The sequence below is a fragment of the Serratia sp. K-E0102 genome (assembly GCF_029962625.1).
Classification (GTDB): Bacteria; Pseudomonadota; Gammaproteobacteria; order Enterobacterales; family Enterobacteriaceae; genus Serratia; species Serratia sarumanii.
This window is the reverse complement of record NZ_CP124754.1, coordinates 4707214-4727331: the sequence shown is the minus strand read 5'-3', so window position 1 is coordinate 4727331 and position 20118 is coordinate 4707214. Positions and strand designations below refer to the sequence as shown.

General features: G+C 59.4%; 22 protein-coding genes. 20 read left to right on the top strand and 2 right to left on the bottom strand.

Going from position 1 to position 20118, the window contains the following annotated elements:
* The first annotated feature begins 1 nt into the window (after position 1).
* Genes tauB through tauD form a run of 3 tightly spaced genes read left to right on the top strand, consistent with a single transcriptional unit; the run spans position 2 to position 2447 of the window.
* Positions 2 to 769, top strand: coding sequence for a taurine ABC transporter ATP-binding subunit (gene tauB, locus SSARUM2_RS22445; RefSeq protein WP_038878069.1), 768 nt, complete (start codon positions 2 to 4; stop codon positions 767 to 769).
* Positions 766 to 1602: a taurine ABC transporter permease TauC gene (gene tauC, locus SSARUM2_RS22440; RefSeq protein WP_033631937.1), complete on the top strand. Its 837-nt coding sequence runs from the start codon at positions 766 to 768 to the stop codon at positions 1600 to 1602. Before tauB ends, tauC begins: the two co-directional genes overlap by 4 nt.
* Positions 1599 to 2447 carry a taurine dioxygenase gene (gene tauD / locus SSARUM2_RS22435; RefSeq protein WP_060427173.1) on the top strand — a complete coding sequence of 283 codons (849 nt, stop codon included), beginning with the start codon at positions 1599 to 1601 and terminating at the stop codon, positions 2445 to 2447. Before tauC ends, tauD begins: the two co-directional genes overlap by 4 nt.
* A gap of 3 nt (positions 2448 to 2450) precedes the next feature.
* On the opposite strand, the gene SSARUM2_RS22430 is transcribed toward tauD, so the two are convergent.
* On the bottom strand, positions 2451 to 4364 hold the full coding sequence (locus SSARUM2_RS22430) for an ABC transporter ATP-binding protein (RefSeq protein WP_033636266.1): 1914 nt from the start codon (positions 4362 to 4364) through the stop codon (positions 2451 to 2453).
* Positions 4365 to 4493: 129 nt separating this feature from the next.
* Here SSARUM2_RS22430 and kefG point away from each other — a divergent pair, with 129 nt between their 5' ends.
* The 7 genes from kefG to SSARUM2_RS22395 all read left to right on the top strand — a co-directional run bounded on the left by kefG (position 4494) and on the right by SSARUM2_RS22395 (position 11631).
* The gene (gene kefG, locus SSARUM2_RS22425; RefSeq protein ID WP_025159909.1) at positions 4494 to 5045 is read left to right on the top strand and encodes a glutathione-regulated potassium-efflux system ancillary protein KefG; all 552 of its coding nucleotides are present in this window, start codon (positions 4494 to 4496) and stop codon (positions 5043 to 5045) included.
* A 2-nt stretch (positions 5046 to 5047) separates the two neighbouring features.
* Positions 5048 to 6856 (top strand): glutathione-regulated potassium-efflux system protein KefB, encoded by a 1809-nt coding sequence (kefB, locus tag SSARUM2_RS22420; RefSeq protein WP_033636264.1) that lies wholly within the window; start codon positions 5048 to 5050, stop codon positions 6854 to 6856.
* A 14-nt stretch (positions 6857 to 6870) separates the two neighbouring features.
* Positions 6871 to 7074, top strand: a complete 204-nt coding sequence (locus SSARUM2_RS22415) for a YheV family putative zinc ribbon protein (protein WP_015379274.1) — start codon at positions 6871 to 6873, stop codon at positions 7072 to 7074.
* Positions 7075 to 7186: 112 nt separating this feature from the next.
* Positions 7187 to 7774 (top strand): peptidylprolyl isomerase, encoded by a 588-nt coding sequence (gene slyD / locus SSARUM2_RS22410; RefSeq protein ID WP_033654873.1) that lies wholly within the window; start codon positions 7187 to 7189, stop codon positions 7772 to 7774.
* A 92-nt stretch (positions 7775 to 7866) separates the two neighbouring features.
* On the top strand, positions 7867 to 8895 hold the full coding sequence (locus SSARUM2_RS22405) for a LacI family DNA-binding transcriptional regulator (RefSeq protein ID WP_041036963.1): 1029 nt from the start codon (positions 7867 to 7869) through the stop codon (positions 8893 to 8895).
* A gap of 122 nt (positions 8896 to 9017) precedes the next feature.
* Positions 9018 to 10457, top strand: a complete 1440-nt coding sequence (gene nhaC / locus SSARUM2_RS22400) for a Na+/H+ antiporter NhaC (RefSeq protein WP_060439492.1) — start codon at positions 9018 to 9020, stop codon at positions 10455 to 10457.
* Position 10458: 1 nt separating this feature from the next.
* Complete coding sequence (locus SSARUM2_RS22395; RefSeq protein ID WP_033654875.1) at positions 10459 to 11631, top strand: MalY/PatB family protein; 1173 nt, start codon at positions 10459 to 10461, stop codon at positions 11629 to 11631.
* Positions 11632 to 11646: 15 nt separating this feature from the next.
* Here SSARUM2_RS22395 and SSARUM2_RS22390 read toward each other — a convergent pair whose 3' ends face one another.
* Complete coding sequence (locus SSARUM2_RS22390) at positions 11647 to 11874, bottom strand: SlyX family protein (RefSeq protein WP_004930414.1); 228 nt, start codon at positions 11872 to 11874, stop codon at positions 11647 to 11649.
* A 356-nt stretch (positions 11875 to 12230) separates the two neighbouring features.
* Here SSARUM2_RS22390 and fkpA point away from each other — a divergent pair, with 356 nt between their 5' ends.
* The 10 genes from fkpA (at position 12231) to bfd (ending at position 20076) form a co-directional block, all read left to right on the top strand.
* The gene (gene fkpA, locus SSARUM2_RS22385; protein ID WP_060439491.1) at positions 12231 to 13052 is read left to right on the top strand and encodes an FKBP-type peptidyl-prolyl cis-trans isomerase; all 822 of its coding nucleotides are present in this window, start codon (positions 12231 to 12233) and stop codon (positions 13050 to 13052) included.
* 373 nt (positions 13053 to 13425) lie between these two features.
* On the top strand, positions 13426 to 14148 hold the full coding sequence (locus SSARUM2_RS22380; RefSeq protein WP_004930418.1) for a transcriptional regulator: 723 nt from the start codon (positions 13426 to 13428) through the stop codon (positions 14146 to 14148).
* Positions 14148 to 14537, top strand: a complete 390-nt coding sequence (gene tusD / locus SSARUM2_RS22375; RefSeq protein WP_033636259.1) for a sulfurtransferase complex subunit TusD — start codon at positions 14148 to 14150, stop codon at positions 14535 to 14537. Before SSARUM2_RS22380 ends, tusD begins: the two co-directional genes overlap by 1 nt.
* Before the next feature lie 7 nt (positions 14538 to 14544).
* Positions 14545 to 14904 (top strand): sulfurtransferase complex subunit TusC, encoded by a 360-nt coding sequence (gene tusC, locus SSARUM2_RS22370; RefSeq protein WP_033636258.1) that lies wholly within the window; start codon positions 14545 to 14547, stop codon positions 14902 to 14904.
* A 9-nt stretch (positions 14905 to 14913) separates the two neighbouring features.
* Complete coding sequence (gene tusB / locus SSARUM2_RS22365; RefSeq protein ID WP_033636257.1) at positions 14914 to 15201, top strand: sulfurtransferase complex subunit TusB; 288 nt, start codon at positions 14914 to 14916, stop codon at positions 15199 to 15201.
* Between the two features lie 143 nt (positions 15202 to 15344).
* Positions 15345 to 15719 (top strand): 30S ribosomal protein S12, encoded by a 375-nt coding sequence (gene rpsL, locus SSARUM2_RS22360; protein WP_004930426.1) that lies wholly within the window; start codon positions 15345 to 15347, stop codon positions 15717 to 15719.
* 96 nt (positions 15720 to 15815) lie between these two features.
* Entirely contained in the window at positions 15816 to 16286 is a 471-nt protein-coding gene (gene rpsG / locus SSARUM2_RS22355; protein ID WP_004956203.1) for a 30S ribosomal protein S7, read from the top strand.
* A gap of 93 nt (positions 16287 to 16379) precedes the next feature.
* Positions 16380 to 18494: an elongation factor G gene (gene fusA, locus SSARUM2_RS22350; RefSeq protein WP_033636256.1), complete on the top strand. Its 2115-nt coding sequence runs from the start codon at positions 16380 to 16382 to the stop codon at positions 18492 to 18494.
* A 70-nt stretch (positions 18495 to 18564) separates the two neighbouring features.
* Positions 18565 to 19749, top strand: a complete 1185-nt coding sequence (gene tuf / locus SSARUM2_RS22345; protein WP_015376315.1) for an elongation factor Tu — start codon at positions 18565 to 18567, stop codon at positions 19747 to 19749.
* A gap of 132 nt (positions 19750 to 19881) precedes the next feature.
* On the top strand, positions 19882 to 20076 hold the full coding sequence (bfd, locus tag SSARUM2_RS22340; protein ID WP_015379266.1) for a bacterioferritin-associated ferredoxin: 195 nt from the start codon (positions 19882 to 19884) through the stop codon (positions 20074 to 20076).
* Positions 20077 to 20118 lie beyond the last annotated feature (42 nt).

The window sequence follows — 20118 nt, the reverse complement described above, 5'->3', positions numbered from 1 at the left end:
GATGCTAAACGTCAATCATCTTTCAGCAGAGTATCAGGGGCGGCCCGCACTGCGTGACGTGTCGTTCCAGATTGCCGCCGGGCAACTGGTGGTGGTGCTCGGCCCGTCGGGCTGCGGCAAGACCACGCTGCTGAATTTGATCGCCGGGTTTATCGAGCCTTCAGCTGGCAGCATCACGCTGGATGGAACGCCCGTTCACGGCCCGAGCGCCGAACGGGGCGTGGTGTTCCAGCATGAGGGCTTACTGCCGTGGCGCAACGTGGTGGACAACGTCGAGTTCGGCCTGCAGCTGGCCGGCGTCGGCAAGGCGCAGCGCCGCCAGGTGGCGGAGCAGATGCTGCAGCGCGTGGGGCTGGCGGGCTATGAACAGCACTTTATCTGGCAGCTTTCCGGCGGCATGCGCCAACGCGTCGGCATCGCCCGCGCTCTGGCCGCCGATCCGCGGCTGTTGTTGCTGGACGAACCGTTCGGCGCCCTGGATGCGTTCACCCGCGAGCAGATGCAGGAGCTGTTGCTGACCATTTGGCGCGATACCGGCAAACAGGTGCTGCTGATCACCCACGATATCGAAGAGGCGGTGTTCCTCGCCAGCGAGCTGTTGCTGCTGTCGCCGGGGCCGGGGCAGGTGGTGGAGCGGCTGTCGCTGAACTTCGGCCAACGCTATGCCGACGGCGAAGCCTGCCGCGCCATCAAGTCCGATCCTGAATTTATCGCGCAGCGCGAATACGTGCTGGGCAAAGTTTTCCAACAGCGCGAGGCCTTGCTATGAGCCTGCATTCCACTCTGAAGGCCGCGGCGCAGCCGCAGGGCAAAGCGGCGCGCCGTTTCAGCGTGCCGCGCAACGTTTGGCTGAGCGGCGCCACGCTGTTGACGGTGTTGATCGTCTGGTGGGGCGTGACGGCGCTGCAGCTGATCAGCCCGCTGTTTTTGCCGGCGCCGCAGCAGGTGCTGCACCAGCTGATCACCATCGCCAGCCCGCAAGGCTTTATGGACGCCACGCTGTGGCAACACCTGGCGGCCAGCCTGGGGCGCATTCTGGTAGCGCTGTTGGCGGCGGTGATCGTCGGCATCCCGGTGGGCATCGCCATGGGGCTGAACGACACGGTGCGCGGCATTCTCGATCCGCTGATTGAAATCTATCGCCCGGTGCCGCCGCTGGCCTATCTGCCGCTGATGGTGATTTGGTTCGGCATCGGCGAAACCTCAAAGATCTTACTGATTTATCTGGCGATCTTCGCGCCGGTGACGCTGTCTGCCGTGGCCGGCGTGCGCAGCGTGGCGCAGGTGAGGGTGCGTGCCGCCCGGGCGTTGGGCGCCACGCGTTGGCAGGTGCTGCGTTTCGTGGTGCTGCCGAGCGCGCTGCCGGAGATCCTGACCGGCATCCGCATCGGGCTGGGCGTCGGCTGGTCGACGCTGGTGGCCGCCGAACTGATCGCCGCCACGCGCGGCCTGGGATTTATGGTGCAATCCGCCGGTGAGTTTCTGGCGACCGACGTGGTGTTGGCCGGCATCGGCGTGATTGCGGTGATTGCATTTGGGCTGGAGCTGGGGCTGCGTGCCCTGCAGCGCCGATTGACCCCGTGGCATGGAGTACAGCAATGAACGAACGTCTGAATATCACCCCGCTGGGGCCTTACATCGGGGCGCTGGTGGAAAACGTCGAGTTGGCCCGGCCGCTGGGCGACGGCCAGTTTGAGCAGCTTTATCACGCCTTGCTGAAGCATCAGGTGCTGTTCTTCCGCAATCAGCCGATCACCCCGCTGCAGCAGCGCGATCTGGCCGGCCGCTTCGGCGATCTGCATATCCATCCGGTCTATCCGCACGCCACCGACGTGGAAGAGATCATCGTGCTCGATACCCACGACGACAACCCGCCGGACAACGATAACTGGCACACCGACGTGACCTTTATCGAGAACCCGCCGCTGGGGGCGATCCTGGCGGCCAAGACCTTGCCTTCCACCGGCGGCGATACGCTGTGGGCCAGCGGCATCGCGGCCTACGAGGCGCTGTCGGCGCCGTTCAGAACGCTGTTGGCGGGGCTGCGTGCGGAGCATGACTTCACCAAGTCGTTCCCGGAACACAAACATCGCGGCAGTGTAGAGGAGCATCAGCGCTGGCAACAGGCGGTGCAGAAAAACCCGCCGCTGCTGCATCCGGTGGTACGCACCCACCCGGTCAGCGGCCGGCAGGCGCTGTTCGTCAATGAAGGGTTTACCACGCGGATCGTCGATCTGGCGCCGAAAGAGAGCGACGCTTTGCTGAACTTCCTGTTTGCTCACATCACCAAACCGGAATTTCAGGTGCGCTGGCGTTGGCAGGAAAATGACGTGGCGATCTGGGATAACCGCGTGACGCAGCACTACGCCAACGCGGATTATCTGCCGCAGCGGCGCATCATGCACCGCGCGACCATTCTGGGGGATAGGCCTTTTTACAAGGCCTGAGGCTTAGGCTTCGAACGCCTGCGTTAACTGTTCCAGCTGTTCCTGCGCATCCAGCCAGGTCATTTCCGTCTCTTCCAGCGCGGATTTGGCCTGGCTTTGCTTTTGCAGGCAGTCGGTCAACTCGGCCTTGCGGCTGATGTCGTACAGCGCGGGATCCGCCAGCTGTTCCTCCACCGCCGCCAGTTCGGCGCCCAGTTTTTCCATCTGCTGTTCCAGCTTGGCGATCTGCTTGCGCAGCGGTTGGGTCTGCGTACGGAACTCCGCCTCGCGGCGTTTTTGATCCTTGCGCGCCTGCGCGCTGTTGCCGCCGCTCTCTTTTTCCGGCGCGTCCTGCTGGCTTTCCTGGCGCTGCAGGTCGACAAGCCACTGCTGGTAGTCGTCGAGATCGCCCTCGAAAGGCTCGACCTGGCCGTCGTGCACCAGGTACAGATCGTCGGTGGTGGAGCGCAGCAGGTGACGGTCGTGCGAGACCACCACCAACGCGCCTTCGAAATCGATCAGCGCCTCGGTCAGCGCCTGACGCATGTCGAGATCCAGGTGGTTGGTCGGTTCATCGAGCAGCAGCAGGTTAGGGCGCTGCCAGACGATCAGCGCCAGCACCAGCCGCGCCTTCTCGCCGCCGGAGAAGCGTTCGGTCACTTCGCTGACCTTGTCGCCCTGGAAACCGAAGCCGCCCAGATAGTCGCGCAGTTGCTGCTCCAGCACCCGTGGTGCGATGCGGCTCAGGTGCTGCAGCGGCGATTCGTCGGCGCGCAGGAATTCCAGCTGGTGCTGGGCGAAGTAACCCAGCTTGATGCCTTTCGCCAGGCCAATCTCGCCGCTCAGCGGCTCCAGGGTGCCGGCCAGCAGTTTGATCAGCGTGGATTTACCGGCGCCGTTGCGGCCGAGCAGGCCAATGCGCGAGCCGGGCACCAGGTTCAGCTTGATTGACTTCAGGATCACTTTATCGCCATACCCGGCGCTGACTTTGTCCATGCGCAGCAGCGGGTTCGGCAGGCTTTCCGGCGGACGGAAGCTGAAGGTGAACGGGTTGTCGACGTGCGCCGGGGCGATCAGCTCCATGCGCTCCAGCATCTTGATGCGGCTCTGCGCCTGCTTGGCCTTGGTGGCCTGCGCGCGGAAACGGTCGATATAGCTTTGCAGGTGCGCCACTTTCTCTTGCTGATGCTGATACAGCGACTGTTGCTGCGCCAGCTTGGTGGCGCGCTGGCGTTCGAACGACGAATAGTTGCCGGTGTACTCATTGATCGTCTGCTGTTCGATATGCAGGATCTTGTCGACGATCGGATCGAGGAAGTCGCGGTCGTGCGAGATCAGTACCAGCGTGCCGGGATAGCTTTTCAGCCAGCGCTCCAGCCAGATCACCGCATCGAGATCCAGGTGGTTGGTCGGTTCGTCGAGCAGCAGCAGATCGGAACGGCACACCAGCGCCTGCGCCAGGTTGAGGCGCATGCGCCAGCCGCCGGAGAAGTCGCGCACCGGGCTTTGCAGCTGTTCGTTGGAGAAGCCGAGGCCGTGCAGCAGGCTGGCGGCGCGGGAACGGATGGTCCAGGCGTCGATGGCGTCCAGCTTGCCGTGCAGGGTAGCGATGGCGTGGCCGTCGTTGCGGTCGTTGGCCGCCTGCAATTCGGCTTCGAGCTGGCGAAACTCGCGGTCGCCGTCGATAACATACTCAATGGCCGGCACGTCCAGCGCCGGCGTCTCCTGGTTGACCCAGGCCAGCGCCCAGTTGCCGGGGAAGGTAAAGCTGCCGCCATCCGCCGCGATCTCGCCCTTCAGCAGCGACAGCAGCGTGGATTTGCCGCAGCCGTTTTTGCCCACCAGGCCGACCTTCTGCCCTGGATTAACCGTCGCCGTGGCGTTGTCCAGCAGGACGCGGATGCCGCGTCGGATTTGTAGCGAGGAGAATACAATCATAAAGCGCCGTATGTTCAGAGTATGTTAAATTATCATTAAGGTAACAGAACGCGCACCGCGCGCTGTTTTTGTCTTTGCGATGCATGGTAACGGAAAACCGCTACCCTGACGACGCTTTGGAGGGGAATGATGTCGCAGCCGCCCAAGGTCTTGCTGCTGTATGCCCATCCGGAATCTCATGACTCGGTGGCGAACCGGGTTTTGCTTCGACCGGCGCAGCAGTTGGAACATGTCACCGTGCACGATCTCTACGCGCACTACCCTGATTTTTTTATCGATATCCATCACGAACAACAGCTGCTGCGTGAGCATCAGGTCATCGTGTTTCAGCACCCGCTGTATACCTACAGCTGCCCGGCGCTGCTGAAGGAGTGGCTGGATCGCGTGCTGTCGCGCGGCTTCGCCAGCGGGGTGGGCGGCAATGCGCTGGCGGGTAAATACTGGCGATCGGTGATCACCACCGGTGAGCCGGAAGGTGCCTACCGCACCGGCGGTTATAACCACTATCCGATGGAAGATATCCTGCGGCCGTTCGAGTTGACCGCCGGGATGTGCCATATGCATTGGCTGACGCCGTTCGTGGTCTATTGGGCGCGGCGGCAGAAGCCGGAGGTGCTGCGCAGCCATGCGGACGCCTACGGCGAGTGGCTGAGCCACCCGCTGCCGCACGGAGGGCGGTGACGATGGAAGGATCGACCTTACTGACCGCCATTTTGCTGTTCCTGTTCGCCGCGGTGGTGACGGTGCCGATCGCCCGTCGCCTGGGGATCGGCGCGGTGCTGGGCTATCTGATCGCCGGCATCGCCATCGGCCCCTGGGGATTGGGCTTCATTCGCGACGTCGACGAGATCCTGCATTTCTCCGAGCTGGGCGTGGTGTTCCTGATGTTCATCATCGGCCTGGAGCTGAACCCCAGCAAGCTGTGGGAGCTGCGGCGCTCGATCTTCGGCGCCGGCGCCGGCCAGGTGTTGATCACCGCTGCGGTGCTGGGCGCGTTGCTGTATCTGACGCACTTCGCCTGGCAGGCGGCGGTGATCGGCGGTATCGGCCTGGCGATGTCTTCCACCGCCATGGCGCTGCAGCTGATGCGCGAGAAGGGCATGAACCGCAACGAAGGGGGGCAGCTCGGCTTCTCGGTGCTGCTGTTCCAGGATATGGCGGTGATCCCGGCGTTGGCGTTGATCCCCATTCTGGCCGGCGCCGGCGGAACCAGCGACGACTGGGCGAAGATCGCGCTCAAGGTGGCGGCGTTCGGCGGCATGCTGATCGGCGGCCGCTTCCTGCTGCGGCCGCTGTTCCGCTATATCGCCGCTTCCGGCGTGCGCGAGATCTTCACCGCCGCGGCGCTGTTGCTGGTGCTCGGCTCGGCGCTGTTTATGGAGACGCTTGGCCTGTCGATGGCGCTCGGCACCTTCATCGCCGGGGTGCTGCTGGCGGAGAGCGAATACCGCCACGAACTGGAGATTTCCATCGAGCCGTTTAAAGGGCTGCTGCTGGGGCTGTTCTTTATCTCGGTGGGCATGGTGTTGAATATCGGCGTGCTCTACACCCATCTGGCCGAGGTGTTGATCGGCGTGCTGGCGCTGGTGGCGATCAAATCCGGCGTGCTCTACGGGGTGTCGCGTCTGTTCGGCCTGCGCAGTTCGGTGCGCCTGCAGTTCGCCGGGGTGCTCAGCCAGGGCGGCGAGTTCGCCTTCGTGCTGTTTTCTGCGGCGGGCGCGCAAAAGGTGCTGCAGCCGGATCAACTCTCCTTGCTGCTGGTGGTGGTGACGCTGTCGATGATGACCACGCCGCTGCTGATGCAGGCCATCGACCGCATTTTGGCGCGTCGCTATAACGCCAAGGGCGAAGAAGAGGAAACGCCGTACGTAGAGGACGACGATCCGCAGGTGATCATCGTCGGCTTCGGGCGTTTCGGCCAGGTGATCGGCCGCCTGTTGATGGCCAACAAAATGCGCATTACCGTACTGGAGCGCGACGTCAGCGCCGTCGGCGTGCTGCGGCGTTACGGTTACCAGGTTTATTACGGTGACGCCACCGAGCTGGAGCTGCTGCGCGCGGCGGGCGCCGAGAAGGCCAAGTCGATCGTGATCACCTGCAATGAGCCGGAAGACACCATGGAGATCGTGCGGCTGTGCCAGCAGCACTTCCCGAATCTGAGCATTCTGGCGCGGGCGCGCGGCCGCGTGGAGGCGCATGAGTTGCTGCAGGCGGGCGTGAAGCAGTTCAGCCGCGAGACCTTCTCCAGCGCGCTGGAACTGGGGCGCAAAGCGCTGATGGAGTTGGGCATGCACCCGCATCAGGCCTTCCGCGCCCAGCAGCATTTCCGCCGCCTGGATATGCGCATGCTGCGTGAACTGATGCCGCCGCATCAGGGCGACGTGGCGCAAATTTCCCGCGTGAAAGAGGCGCGGCGCGAGCTGGAAGAGCTGTTCCATCGCGAAATGCAAAAAGAAAGTCGCCAGTTCGACGGCTGGGACGAATACGAATAAGCGGGAGCATAACGATGTCTGCAACACGTAAGAGATTTATCGCCGGGGCGGTGTGCCCGAGCTGCAGCGCCATGGATACGCTGGCGGTATGGCGGGAGGATCAGGTGGAGGTGGTGGAGTGCGTCAAGTGCGGCCACCATCAGCGCCAGACCGAACAACAGGTGGAAAAACACGTTCGCCCGCAAGAGCAGGTGATCGGCATTTTCCAGCCGAAGTAGCGTTTTTTTATCCCGGAGGGTACAGCGAGGCAGATTTCCGTTACAATCTGTCCGGAAAAGGCGCGCATCCCGATAACGGTGCGCGTCCTAGTAGCCAACGGTAGGAGATATCATGAAAGTAGCAAAAGACTTGGTGGTCAGCCTGGCTTACCAAGTACGTACAGAAGACGGTGTTTTGGTTGATGAGTCTCCGGTGAGCGCACCGCTGGACTATCTGCACGGGCATGGTTCTCTGATCGCAGGTCTGGAAAAAGCACTCGAAGGCCACGACGTTGGCGATCGTTTTGACGTTCACGTCGGCGCGAACGACGCGTACGGCAACTACGACGAAAACCTGGTGCAGCGCGTACCGAAAGACGTCTTCATGGGCGTTGACGAACTGCAGGTCGGCATGCGTTTCCTGGCTGACACCGATCAGGGCCCGGTACCGGTTGAAATCACCGAAGTTGACGGCGACCACGTGGTGGTTGACGGCAACCACATGCTGGCCGGCCAAAACCTGAACTTCAACGTGGAAGTTGTCGCGATCCGCGAAGCGACCGCAGAAGAACTGGCGCACGGTCACGTACACGGCGAGCACGACCATCACCACGAACACGGTGACGGCTGCTGCGGCGGTCACGGCCACAGCCACGATCACGACCATGGTCACGACCACGGTAAAGGCGGTTGCGGTAACGGCGGCTGCGGCTGCCACTAAGCAGATCGCAGTGACGAGACAAGAGGGCGGCCATCGGCTGCCCTTTTTTATGCGCGGCGCACCGGGCGCCGAACGGCACAACAGGACATGCCATGGCCACCATGAAAGACGTGGCGCGGCGCGCCGGCGTTTCCACGGCCACCGTCAGCCGGGTGATCAATAATACCGCCTACGTTGAACCGGTGACCCGCGAACGCGTCGAGAAAGCGATGCGCGAGTTTAACTACCACCGCAACGCCGCCGCGCTGGCGCTGGCGAAAAGAAGCGGCAATATGCTGGGGTTGCTGACCGGCAATCTTGACGATCCGTTTTTCTCGCGTCTGGCGCGGGGCGTGGAAGACATCACGCGGCAGGCCGGCGTGCGTTTGATGTTGTGCAGCGGTGGGCATCAGGCCGAGCTGGAAAAAAGCGGCCTCGATTTTCTCATCAATCAGGGATGTGAAGCCATCGTGGCGCACGTCACGCGCATGGGGGAGGAGGCGCTGCTGCGCTACGCCGCCCATACGCCCGCGCTGGTGCTGATCAATCGTTACCTGCCCGCCATCGCCAACCGTTGCATCTGGCTCGACAACGCCAATGCGGCGCAGACGGCGACCGAGCTGCTCATACGCCAGGGGCATCGAAGAATTGCCTGCGTGACGGCGGATCTGCCGATCGACGATCGCGCGCAGCGGCTAGCGGGTTACCGCCAGGCCATGGCCGCCGCCGGCATTGAGGTGCCCGGCAGCTGGATCATCAGCGTGCCCTTCAACGAGCGAGGGGGCGAACTGGCGGCCGAGCGCGTTCTGGCCAGCGACCAACGCTTCACCGCCGCAGTGACGTTCAACGACGTGATGGCCGCCGGCATGATGCGCACCTGCCATCAACGGCAAGTTCAGCTGCCCGAGGCGCTGTCGATCGTCGGCTTTGACGACATTGCCCTGGCGAAATATCTCCATCCTTCGTTGACCACTGTGCATTACCCGATCGAGAAAATGGCCCGACGCGCCGCGCGCCTGGCGCTGCAGATCCACAGCGGCAGCGACGTTGCGCCGCAGAACAACCGCTTTTCGGCCGAACTTATCCTGCGAGACTCCGTAACCGACGGTGAGGCGCATGCGCAAAGCAAGCGCGGCGAATGAGAGACGGCTCACACAACGCTACCTCATGAAACCGATTACATGGCCGATTGCCTGCGCTCACATCCTCCGATTATCGAAGCCATTACGCTGTTGCAGTACCCCATCTTCAACAGGAGCCGTATATGGATAATAAGAAAACGCTCAACCTTGGGTTGGCGACGCTGCCGATTGTGGCCATGCTGTTGCTGCTCATCATCGGCTATGGTCAGTTTGGCCTGCGCATTGAACCGCTGCTGCTGGTTTCCGCCGCCATCGCCGCCGCGTTGGCCTGGTGGCAAGGCTACCGCTGGGACGACATCATCGAGGCCATCGTGGCCAAGCTGGCGAAGGCGATGCCGGTTATCCTGATCCTGATCTGCGTGGGTGGCCTGATCGGCACCTGGATGATCAGCGGCACAATCCCTTACATGGTGTACTGGGGGCTGAAGCTGATCAGCCCGCAATACATTCTGATCGCCGCATTCTTCATCACCAGCGTGATCTCGGTGTGCACCGGCACTTCTTGGGGAGCGGCCGGCACCGTGGGCGTGGCGCTGATGGGCGTGGCCGCCGGTCTGGACGTGCCGCTGGCCGCCGCGGCCGGGGCGGTGGTGTCCGGCGCTTACTTCGGCGACAAAATTTCGCCGTTGTCCGATTCGACCAACTTCGCGGCCATCGTCGCGGATACCGATCTCTACAGCCATATCCAGCATCTGATGTACACGACGTTGCCGAGCTTCATCCTGGCCGCCGTGGTGTACCTGATCGCCGGCCACACCGGTGCGGTGGGCAGCGTGGCAACGCCGGAAAAAGTGACCGAAATCGTCGGCGCGCTCGAGGGGCTGTACCACTTCAATCTGCTGCTGATCCTGCCGCCGGTGCTGGTGCTGTGGGGCGCGGTGACCAAACGGCCGGTGATCCCCGTCATGCTGGCCGCCTGCGCGCTGGCGATCGCCATCGGCGTCGCGCTGCAGGGTTTTAGCCTGCAGCAGGGGCTGAATGCGTTGATGGACGGTTTCAATCTGTCGATGTTTGCCGCTCAGGGCCACAACGTCGAGGGTATCGTCGCCGATGTGCCGCGCCTGCTGAACCGCGGTGGCATGTTCTCGATGATGAGTACGATCCTGCTGGTGTTCTGCGCCTTTTCCTTCGCCGGCGCTCTGACGCTGACCGGCGCGCTGACGGTGATCATCAGCCGGCTGCTGAAAGTGGTGCACACCACCGGCCAGCTGATCGCCGCCACCGTTGCCACCACTATCCTGGTGACCGGCGCGACCAGCGACGGCAAGCTGGCGCTGCTGATTCCGGCGGAGCTGTTCAAAGGGGCCTATCGACGCATGGGGCTGGACAACAAAAATCTGTCGCGCACCGTCGAAGATGCGGGCACCGTCATCGAACCGCTGATCCCGTGGACGGCCGCCGGCATTTACATGGCCACCACGCTGGGGGTCAGCACCCTCGATCTGCTGCCGTGGGCGATCCAATGTTATGCCGCGGTGGTGTTCGCCCTGATTTATGGGTTCACCGGCTTCGGTATCGCCAAACTCCAACCTCAGAACGACTTGCAGAGTAAGGAAGCCTGACATGACGAGTCATTTCAACGCCATCATCGATCGCCACAACACCGGCTCCGTGAAGTGGGACTTCATCGACCGCTATCTGCAACTGGACGGCAGCGAACTGTTGCCGATGTGGGTGTCCGATTTCGACTTTCCGTGCCCGCCAGAGGTGCAGCAGGCGCTGCATCAGCGGGTGGACCACGGCGTCTTTGGCTACAGCGAACGCGACGACGCTTACTATGAGGCAGCGATCGACTGGTTTGCCAAGCGGCACGGCTTGCCGCTGCGGCGCGAGTGGTTCACGTCGATTGAAGGGGTGGTGCCGGGGCTGGCGATGCTGATCCAACTGCTCAGCAAGCCGGGGGACGGGGTGGTGGTGCAGGGGCCGTATTATGGCTCGTTCGCCAAGATAGTCACCATGAACGGCAGAGAGGTGATTGAAAACCCGCTGCGGGAAACCCCGCAGGGATACCGGATCGATTTCGACCAGCTGGCCGCCTGTCTGGCGCTGCGTAAACCGCCGCTGTTGTTGCTGTGCAATCCGCACAACCCGACCGGCCGTTGCTGGCGCCGTGATGAACTGGAGCGGCTCATGGCGCTCTGCCACGCCCACGACGTCACGGTGATCTCCGATGAAATTTGGGCCGACCTGCTGCTGCCCGGCGAGACGTTTACGTCGGTGTTGCATCTGGGCGAGGAATATCGCGATCGGGTGATTGCGGCGACGTCCGCCAGCAAAACGTTCGGCCTCTCCTCGCTGCGCATTTCGAATTTCCTGATCCCCAACGCCCGGCTTCGGCAGGCGTTTGTCGATCGACTGAACGCCCACGGGCTGGATGTGTTCAACGCGCTGTCGATGACGGCGGCGACCGCGGCCTATCAACGGGGCGCTGCCTGGCTTGATGAGCTGCTCGACTACCTGGCGGAGAATCGGCGTTGGTTTGAGCAGGCGCTGGCGGCCGCCGCGCCCTGGTGCGCGATGACCCAGGCTGAAGGGACCTATCTCGCCTGGCTGGATTGCCGCTCGCTGGGTTTGAGCGATACAGACTTGCAGCAGGCGCTGGTGGCGGTGGCGAAGCTGGCGCCGTCGATGGGCAGCGGTTTCGGCCCGCAGGGGCGCGGTTTTATCCGCATCAACCTGGGGTGCCCGCGCCGGTATCTCGAGCGTGCCGTCGAAGGGTTGGCACGCCTGAAATAACCGCGTGGCGAGCCCTCAATAGTGCGGCGGAGGGGTTTCTTCCGACTGCGAGGCGATCATTGAGGTTTGGGTCGAGCGCAGCTTGTCGGTCAACATGCGCAGGTGTTCGCGCATCTTCAGCATTTCCATTTGATGCTGGATGACGGTCTGGTTGAGCTCTTCGATGGTGAGCTCTTGGAAGGCCTGACGGCTTTCCAGTTCTTCAAGCCGCTGTAGCAGGCGTTGAATGTCGGCGTTGTGCATGAGGCTACCTCTGACGCGATAAAATCCTGATTCGGCGCTATGGTAACAGCTGGCGCCGGGTTTGCTCGCGCTATTTCTCCAGACGGCGCGCAACGTTGCGATCGACAGTGTAAAGTGCTGAAAAGTTGCACGCTCGATCTGCCGTTTTTTGCGAGCCTGGCCGAATATTCCGCAAGAAAAATCTGATTTATCATGGGAGTAGCACGCAGGGGGAAACTTCTTGGCAAAGCGGGAGTCACACTTTGACTCGATTGGTTACCTGTGCGACTGTTTTGTTTTGTTTCAGGCAGCTATAGTAGCCCGGTTATCTTACCTAATGATTGTTTGGGGCATCGCTTCAGACACTGGAGAAATGGATGAAATCTTTGTTTAAAGTCACGCTTCTGGCAACCACCATGGCTTTTGCTCTGAATGCGACCCAGGTCATGGCAGCCGATGCCGCTAAACCAGCGGACGCGGCAGCAGCACCGAGCACCGGCAAGTTCAAAAACGACGACGAGCAAGCGGCTTACGCACTGGGCGCCTCTCTCGGCCGTTACATGGACAACTCTCTGAAAGAGCAAGAGAAGCTGGGCATCAAGCTGGACAAAGATCAGCTGATTGCCGGCGTTCAGGACGCGTTCGCCAACAAGAGCAAACTGAACGACGCCGACATCGAGAAGACCCTGCAGGGCTTCGAAGCGCGCGTGAAGGCTTCCGCTCAGGCGAAGATGGAGCAGGACGCCAAGGATAACGAAACCAAAGGCACCAAGTACCGCGATAGCTTCGCTAAAGAAAAAGGCGTGAAGAAAACCGAATCCGGCCTGCTGTACCAGGTAGAGAAGCCGGGCGCGGGTGAAGCGCCGAAAGACAGCGACACCGTGGTGGTGAACTACAAAGGCACCCTGACCGACGGTACCGAGTTCGATAACTCCTACACCCGCGGCGAGCCGCTGTCGTTCCGTCTGGACGGCGTGATCCCAGGCTGGACCGAAGGCCTGAAGCACATCAAGAAAGGCGGCAAAATCAAGCTGGTGATCCCACCGGCGCTGGCCTACGGCAAAACCGGCGTTCCGGGCATCCCGGCTAACTCCACGCTGGTCTTCGACGTTGAGCTGCTGGACGTGAAAGCGGCGCCGAAAGCCGACGCTAAAGCCGAAAAACCGGCGGACGCGAAAGCAGACGCCAAAGCGAAATAACATCGCCGCTTTGTTTGCCACCGCCGCGGATGCCCTCCGCGGCGGTTTTCATTTCGGCAGCCGCCGCCTCTCTCTCCATTGAACGCTTGACGCCTGCCGGGCATCGGGCTTAACGTCAATACCACGCGCAAACGCAAGGACTTTGCTCCGGCCGCTTTGCTAGACTAATAATTCTGACTTATCAGTCATGCGTCTGCCCCTTAGGGCGTGTACCTAAAATTGTTCCCGGCCGCCTCGCCCGCGGATGTCATCGTGCCGTTTGATGGCGCTCTCAGCCGGCCGCGCTGCGGCGTGCCGACGACGGCAGCGATCCGGTTCGAGCGGTTTTAGCTGCGCCCCCTGGCACAGGCGATCTATGAGGGTGGTATCTTCGATGTCGAATTCGCTTTTATCCAGCGAAGCCAGCGAACTTGATTTGCTGAATGAACGTCCGTTTACTCAAACGGATCATGAAATCCTGAAATCCTATGAAGCGGTGGTCGACGGGCTGGCGATGTTGATCGGCGGCCACTGCGAGATCGTACTGCACGCGCTGGAAGACCTGAACAGCTCAGCGGTACGCATCGCCAACGGTGAACATACCGGGCGTAAAATCGGCTCGCCGATCACCGATCTGGCGCTGCGCATGCTGCACGACATGGCCGGCGACGACAGCAGCGTGTCGAAAGCCTACTTTACCCGCGCCAAGAGCGGCGTGTTGATGAAGTCGGTGACTATCGCCATTCGCAATCGCGAGCAGCGGGTGATCGGCTTGCTGTGCATCAACATGAACCTCGACGTACCGTTTTCGCAGATCATGCAGACCTTTATGCCGCCGGCCACGCAGGACGTGCCGTCGTCGGTGAATTTTGCGTCTTCCGTCGACGATCTGGTGGCGCAGACGCTGGAGTTCACCATCGAAGAGGTGAACGCCGACCGCTCGGTGTCCAATAACGCCAAGAACCGCCAGGTGGTGCTCAACCTCTATGAGAAAGGCATCTTCGACATCAAGGATGCGATCAACCAGGTGGCGGATCGCCTGAACATCTCCAAACACACCGTGTATCTGTACATCCGCCAGTTCAAGAGCGGCGATCTGTTGGGAAGCGACCGTTGATGCTCGATTATTGCCTATTGGTCACCGGCCCGGCTTACGGCACGCAGCAGGCCAGCAGCGCCTATCAGTTCGCTCAGGCTTTGTTGGCGAAAGGGCACCGGCTTTCCAGCGTCTTTTTCTACCGTGAGGGCGTGCTGAACGCCAACCAGCTGACCGCGCCCGCCAGCGACGAGTTCGACCTGGTGCGCGGTTGGACGCAACTGGCGCAGCAACACGGCGTAGCGCTCAACGTCTGCGTAGCCGCTGCGCTGCGCCGTGGCGTCACCGACGAGCAGGAGGCGGCGCAACAGGGGCTGGCAAGCGCCAACCTGCAGCCCGGCTTTACCCTGAGCGGGCTGGGTTCCCTGGCCGAAGCGTCGCTGAGTTGCGACCGTCTGGTGCAGTTCTGAGGATATGATGAAACGAGTCGCTTTTGTTTTCACCCACGGGCCGCACGGCGGCGCCGGCGGCAGGGAAGGGCTGGATGCGCTGCTCGCCACGTCGGCGCTCAGTGAAGATTTGGGGGTGTTTTTTGTCGGCGACGGCGTATTGCAGCTGTTGCCGGGCCAGCAACCGGAAAAGATTTTGGCGCGCAATTACATCGCCACCTTCGGCGTGCTGCCGCTGTATGACGTGGAGCGGTGCTATCTGTGCCAGGCTTCGCTGCAGGAGCGTGGGCTGAGCCAGGTGACCGATTGGGTGCTGGATGCCGAGGTGCTGGCACCGGACGAACTGCGCCGCGAACTGGCCGGCTACGACGCCGTGATGACGTTTTAGGATCCTCTGATGCTGTATACCCTGAGCCACTCGCCAAACCAATGTGACTTGCCTGCGCTGCTGCGCCTGACGGCGGAGGGTGACGCGCTGCTGCTGCTGCAGGACGGCGTGCTTGCAGGCCTTGCCGGCAGCGCCCATCTTGAATCGCTGCTCGCCGCCCCCATATCCCTTTATGCGCTGCAGGACGACCTGGAAGCCCGGGGATTGGTTGGTCATTTTTCGCACAAAATCACTGTCGTCGGCTATAATCACTTCGTTGAATTAACCGAACAACACCGCAGCCAAATGGCCTGGTAATGAGAGTGATGTTGTATATTTCTTGACACCCATACTGGTCAGCCCTAAAATTCTGCGTCCTCGTACTTTGCCAATAGTGCATACGAGGGGATTTATCACATGTTTACGAAGCTAGTACGAAGCAAAAACCAGGAGCTTTTTTAATGGCAACAATTAACCAGCTGGTTCGCAAACCACGCTCTGTGAAGGCTGCTAAAAGCAACGTTCCAGCGCTGGAAGCCTGCCCGCAGAAACGTGGCGTATGCACCCGCGTATACACCACTACCCCGAAAAAACCAAACTCCGCACTGCGTAAAGTTTGCCGTGTGCGTTTGACCAACGGTTTCGAAGTGACTTCCTACATCGGTGGCGAAGGCCACAACCTGCAGGAACACTCCGTAATCCTGATCCGTGGCGGTCGTGTAAAAGACCTGCCAGGTGTGCGTTACCACACCGTCCGTGGTGCACTTGACTGCTCCGGTGTTAAAGACCGTAAGCAAGCTCGTTCCAAGTACGGCGTGAAGAAGCCAAAGGCTTAATGGTTCTCCGTTAAGTAAGGCCAAACGTTTTAACTTTAATGTCAAAATAAACTCGTAGAGTTTTGGACAATCCTGAATTAACAACGGAGTATTTCCATGCCACGTCGTCGCGTAATCGGCCAACGTAAAATCCTGCCAGATCCTAAGTTCGGATCTGAGCTGCTGGCCAAATTTGTAAATATCCTGATGGTAGACGGTAAAAAATCTACTGCAGAAGCAATCGTCTATACCGCGCTGGAGACCCTGGCTCAGCGTTCTGGTAAAGATCACCTGGAAGCTTTCGAAGTCGCTCTCGACAACGTTCGCCCGACTGTAGAAGTTAAGTCGCGTCGCGTTGGCGGTTCTACTTATCAGGTACCAGTTGAAGTCCGCCCGGTTCGTCGTAATGCTCTGGCAATGCGTTGGATCGTTGATGCTGCACGTAAACGCGGTGATAAATCCATGGCTCTGCGCCTGGCGAACGAGCTGTCTGACGCAGCAGAGAACAAAGGTTCTGCTGTTAAGAAGCGTGAAGACGTTCACCGTATGGCCGAAGCCAACAAGGCGTTCGCCCACTACCGCTGGTAATCACCCGGCTGTAGTCATGCTAACCAAGCGGGCGCGTCAAATCGGCCCGCTTGGGTTAACTGAACTTGAACGCCCTAGGAATAGAGGAATCAAATGGCTCGTACAACACCCATTGCACGCTACCGCAACATCGGTATCAGTGCTCACATCGACGCCGGTAAAACCACCACTACCGAACGTATTCTGTTCTACACCGGTGTAAACCACAAAATCGGTGAAGTTCATGACGGCGCTGCCACCATGGACTGGATGGAACAGGAGCAGGAGCGTGGTATTACCATCACTTCTGCAGCGACTACTGCTTTCTGGTCTGGTATGGCTAAGCAGTTCGAACCGCATCGCGTAAACATCATCGACACCCCAGGGCACGTTGACTTCACCATCGAAGTAGAACGTTCCATGCGTGTGCTGGATGGCGCGGTAATGGTTTACTGTGCTGTTGGTGGTGTTCAGCCACAGTCTGAAACCGTATGGCGTCAGGCTAACAAATACAAAGTGCCACGTATCGCGTTCGTTAACAAAATGGACCGTATGGGCGCTAACTTCCTGAAAGTTGTAGGCCAGATCAAATCTCGTCTGGGCGCCAACCCTGTTCCTCTGCAGCTGGCTATCGGCGCAGAAGATAAATTCACCGGCGTTATCGACCTGGTGAAAATGAAGGCGATCAACTGGAACGAAGAAGACGCAGGCGTAACCTTCGAATACGAAGACGTCCCGGCTGACATGATGGATCTGGCTGAAGAATGGCGCCAGAACCTGATCGAGTCCGCTGCGGAAGCTTCCGAAGAGCTGATGGAAAAATACTTGGGCGGCGAAGAGCTGACCGAGGAAGAAATCAAAACTGCTCTGCGTCAGCGCGTACTGAACAACGAAATCATCCTGGTTACCTGCGGTTCTGCGTTCAAGAACAAGGGCGTGCAGGCGATGCTGGATGCGGTAATCGAATACCTGCCGGCACCAACTGACGTTCCTGCGATCAACGGTATCCTGGACGACGGTAAAGACACTCCGGCTGAGCGTCACGCAAGTGATGACGAGCCGTTCTCTGCTCTGGCGTTCAAAATCGCTACCGACCCGTTCGTAGGTAACTTGACCTTCTTCCGCGTGTACTCCGGCGTTGTTAACTCCGGCGACACCGTGCTGAACTCCGTTAAGTCTGCGCGCGAGCGTTTCGGCCGTATCGTTCAGATGCACGCCAACAAGCGTGAAGAGATCAAAGAAGTTCGCGCAGGCGACATCGCCGCTGCGATCGGTCTGAAAGACGTGACCACCGGGGACACCCTGTGTGATCCAGACTCTCCAATCATCCTGGAGCGTATGGAATTCCCTGAGCCGGTAATCTCTATCGCCGTTGAACCGAAAACCAAAGCTGACCAGGAAAAAATGGGTCTGGCTCTGGGCCGTCTGGCTAAAGAAGACCCGTCATTCCGCGTATGGACTGACGAAGAGTCTAACCAGACCATCATCGCCGGTATGGGTGAACTGCACCTCGACATCATCGTTGACCGCATGAAGCGTGAATTCAACGTTGAAGCTAACGTGGGCAAACCTCAGGTAGCTTACCGCGAAGCGATTCGCGCGAAGATTACCGATGTTGAAGGTAAGCACGCCAAGCAGTCTGGTGGTCGCGGTCAGTACGGTCACGTTGTGATCGACATGTACCCACTGGAGCCGGGCTCTAACCCGAAAGGTTACGAGTTCATCAACGACATCAAAGGCGGCGTAATTCCTGGCGAATACATCCCTGCCGTTGATAAAGGCATCCAGGAGCAGCTGAAGTCTGGTCCGTTGGCTGGTTACCCGGTAGTAGACATGGGTATTCGTCTGCACTTCGGTTCTTACCACGACGTTGACTCCTCTGAACTGGCGTTTAAACTGGCCGCGTCTATCGCCTTTAAAGAAGGCTTTAAGAAAGCGAAACCAGTTCTGCTTGAGCCTATCATGAAGGTTGAAGTTGAGACTCCAGAAGAGAACACCGGTGACGTTATCGGTGACTTGAGCCGTCGTCGCGGCATGCTGCGCGGTCAGGAATCTGAAGTGACTGGCGTTAAGATCCACGCTGAAGTACCGTTGTCCGAAATGTTCGGCTACGCAACTCAGCTGCGTTCTCTGACTAAAGGTCGCGCATCATACACCATGGAATTCCTGAAGTATGATGATGCACCGAACAACGTCGCTCAGGCCGTAATCGAAGCCCGTGGCAAATAAGCCGCAGGGTTAAAACCAAAGTCCCGTGCTCTCTCCAGAAGGGGAGAGCGCTATAGTAAGGAATATAGCCGTGTCTAAAGAAAAATTTGAACGTACAAAACCGCACGTTAACGTTGGTACTATCGGCCACGTTGACCACGGTAAAACTACCCTGACTGCAGCGATCACCACCGTTCTGGCTAAAACCTACGGCGGTTCTGCACGTGCTTTCGACCAGATCGATAACGCGCCAGAAGAAAAAGCTCGTGGTATCACCATCAACACCTCTCACGTTGAGTATGACACCCCGACTCGTCACTACGCGCACGTTGACTGCCCAGGGCACGCCGACTACGTGAAAAACATGATCACCGGTGCTGCTCAGATGGACGGCGCGATCCTGGTAGTTGCTGCGACTGACGGCCCAATGCCTCAGACCCGTGAGCACATCCTGCTGGGTCGTCAGGTTGGCGTTCCTTTCATCATCGTATTCATGAACAAATGCGACATGGTTGATGATGAAGAGCTGCTGGAACTGGTAGAAATGGAAGTTCGCGAACTGCTGTCCGCTTACGACTTCCCAGGCGACGACCTGCCAGTAATCCGCGGTTCCGCGCTGAAAGCGCTGGAAGGCGAAGCTGAGTGGGAAGCGAAAATCATCGAACTGGCCGAAGCGCTGGACAGCTACATCCCAGAGCCAGAGCGTGCTATCGACAAGCCGTTCCTGCTGCCAATCGAAGACGTATTCTCCATCTCCGGTCGTGGTACCGTTGTTACCGGTCGTGTTGAGCGCGGTATCATCAAAGTTGGCGAAGAAGTTGAAATCGTTGGTATCAAAGACACCGTTAAGTCTACCTGTACTGGCGTTGAAATGTTCCGCAAACTGCTGGACGAGGGCCGTGCTGGTGAGAACGTAGGTGTTCTGCTGCGTGGTATCAAACGTGAAGAAATCGAACGTGGTCAGGTACTGGCGAAGCCAGGCTCTATCAAGCCACACACCCAGTTCGAATCTGAAGTGTACATCCTGAGCAAAGATGAAGGTGGTCGTCACACGCCATTCTTCAAAGGCTACCGTCCACAGTTCTACTTCCGTACAACTGACGTGACCGGTACCATCGAACTGCCAGAAGGCGTAGAGATGGTAATGCCAGGCGACAACGTGAACATGGTTGTAACCCTGATTCACCCAATCGCGATGGACGACGGTCTGCGTTTCGCAATCCGTGAAGGCGGCCGTACCGTTGGCGCAGGTGTTGTTGCTAAAGTTATCGCTTAATCGCGAATAATTTTTTCGACACAAAAAAGGGCACTTCGGTGCCCTTTTTTTATGCAATTTGTTTAAATCTTAATTGAAATAAAAACCATTCCCATTTAGACTCAGTGCATTGGTTAAGAAGTGAGTCTCTCTATGTATGTATGTCTGTGTAATGCGGTGACTGACAAAGCGATCCGTAATGCGGTGCGTCAGCACAATCCCCATACCATGAAGCAGCTGCGTGAACTTGTGCCGATTGGTACCGATTGTGGAAAGTGCATTCGTCAGGCAAGACAGATTATGGTGGAGGAACGCGGAACTATCATCCCAATGCATGAAGTTGCCTAACAAAGGGTAAGGTTATTTTTGACTCTTGGCTTACAGGTTCTA

Coding starts and splice junctions, on each gene's coding strand:
- tauB (WP_038878069.1), top strand. CDS start 2: ATGCTAAACGTCAATCATCTTTCAGCAGAGTATCAGGGGCGGCCCGCA.
- tauC (WP_033631937.1), top strand. CDS start 766: ATGAGCCTGCATTCCACTCTGAAGGCCGCGGCGCAGCCGCAGGGCAAA.
- tauD (WP_060427173.1), top strand. CDS start 1,599: ATGAACGAACGTCTGAATATCACCCCGCTGGGGCCTTACATCGGGGCG.
- SSARUM2_RS22430 (WP_033636266.1), bottom strand. CDS start 4,364: ATGATTGTATTCTCCTCGCTACAAATCCGACGCGGCATCCGCGTCCTG.
- kefG (WP_025159909.1), top strand. CDS start 4,494: ATGTCGCAGCCGCCCAAGGTCTTGCTGCTGTATGCCCATCCGGAATCT.
- kefB (WP_033636264.1), top strand. CDS start 5,048: ATGGAAGGATCGACCTTACTGACCGCCATTTTGCTGTTCCTGTTCGCC.
- SSARUM2_RS22415 (WP_015379274.1), top strand. CDS start 6,871: ATGTCTGCAACACGTAAGAGATTTATCGCCGGGGCGGTGTGCCCGAGC.
- slyD (WP_033654873.1), top strand. CDS start 7,187: ATGAAAGTAGCAAAAGACTTGGTGGTCAGCCTGGCTTACCAAGTACGT.
- SSARUM2_RS22405 (WP_041036963.1), top strand. CDS start 7,867: ATGGCCACCATGAAAGACGTGGCGCGGCGCGCCGGCGTTTCCACGGCC.
- nhaC (WP_060439492.1), top strand. CDS start 9,018: ATGGATAATAAGAAAACGCTCAACCTTGGGTTGGCGACGCTGCCGATT.
- SSARUM2_RS22395 (WP_033654875.1), top strand. CDS start 10,459: ATGACGAGTCATTTCAACGCCATCATCGATCGCCACAACACCGGCTCC.
- SSARUM2_RS22390 (WP_004930414.1), bottom strand. CDS start 11,874: ATGCACAACGCCGACATTCAACGCCTGCTACAGCGGCTTGAAGAACTG.
- fkpA (WP_060439491.1), top strand. CDS start 12,231: ATGAAATCTTTGTTTAAAGTCACGCTTCTGGCAACCACCATGGCTTTT.
- SSARUM2_RS22380 (WP_004930418.1), top strand. CDS start 13,426: ATGTCGAATTCGCTTTTATCCAGCGAAGCCAGCGAACTTGATTTGCTG.
- tusD (WP_033636259.1), top strand. CDS start 14,148: ATGCTCGATTATTGCCTATTGGTCACCGGCCCGGCTTACGGCACGCAG.
- tusC (WP_033636258.1), top strand. CDS start 14,545: ATGAAACGAGTCGCTTTTGTTTTCACCCACGGGCCGCACGGCGGCGCC.
- tusB (WP_033636257.1), top strand. CDS start 14,914: ATGCTGTATACCCTGAGCCACTCGCCAAACCAATGTGACTTGCCTGCG.
- rpsL (WP_004930426.1), top strand. CDS start 15,345: ATGGCAACAATTAACCAGCTGGTTCGCAAACCACGCTCTGTGAAGGCT.
- rpsG (WP_004956203.1), top strand. CDS start 15,816: ATGCCACGTCGTCGCGTAATCGGCCAACGTAAAATCCTGCCAGATCCT.
- fusA (WP_033636256.1), top strand. CDS start 16,380: ATGGCTCGTACAACACCCATTGCACGCTACCGCAACATCGGTATCAGT.
- bfd (WP_015379266.1), top strand. CDS start 19,882: ATGTATGTATGTCTGTGTAATGCGGTGACTGACAAAGCGATCCGTAAT.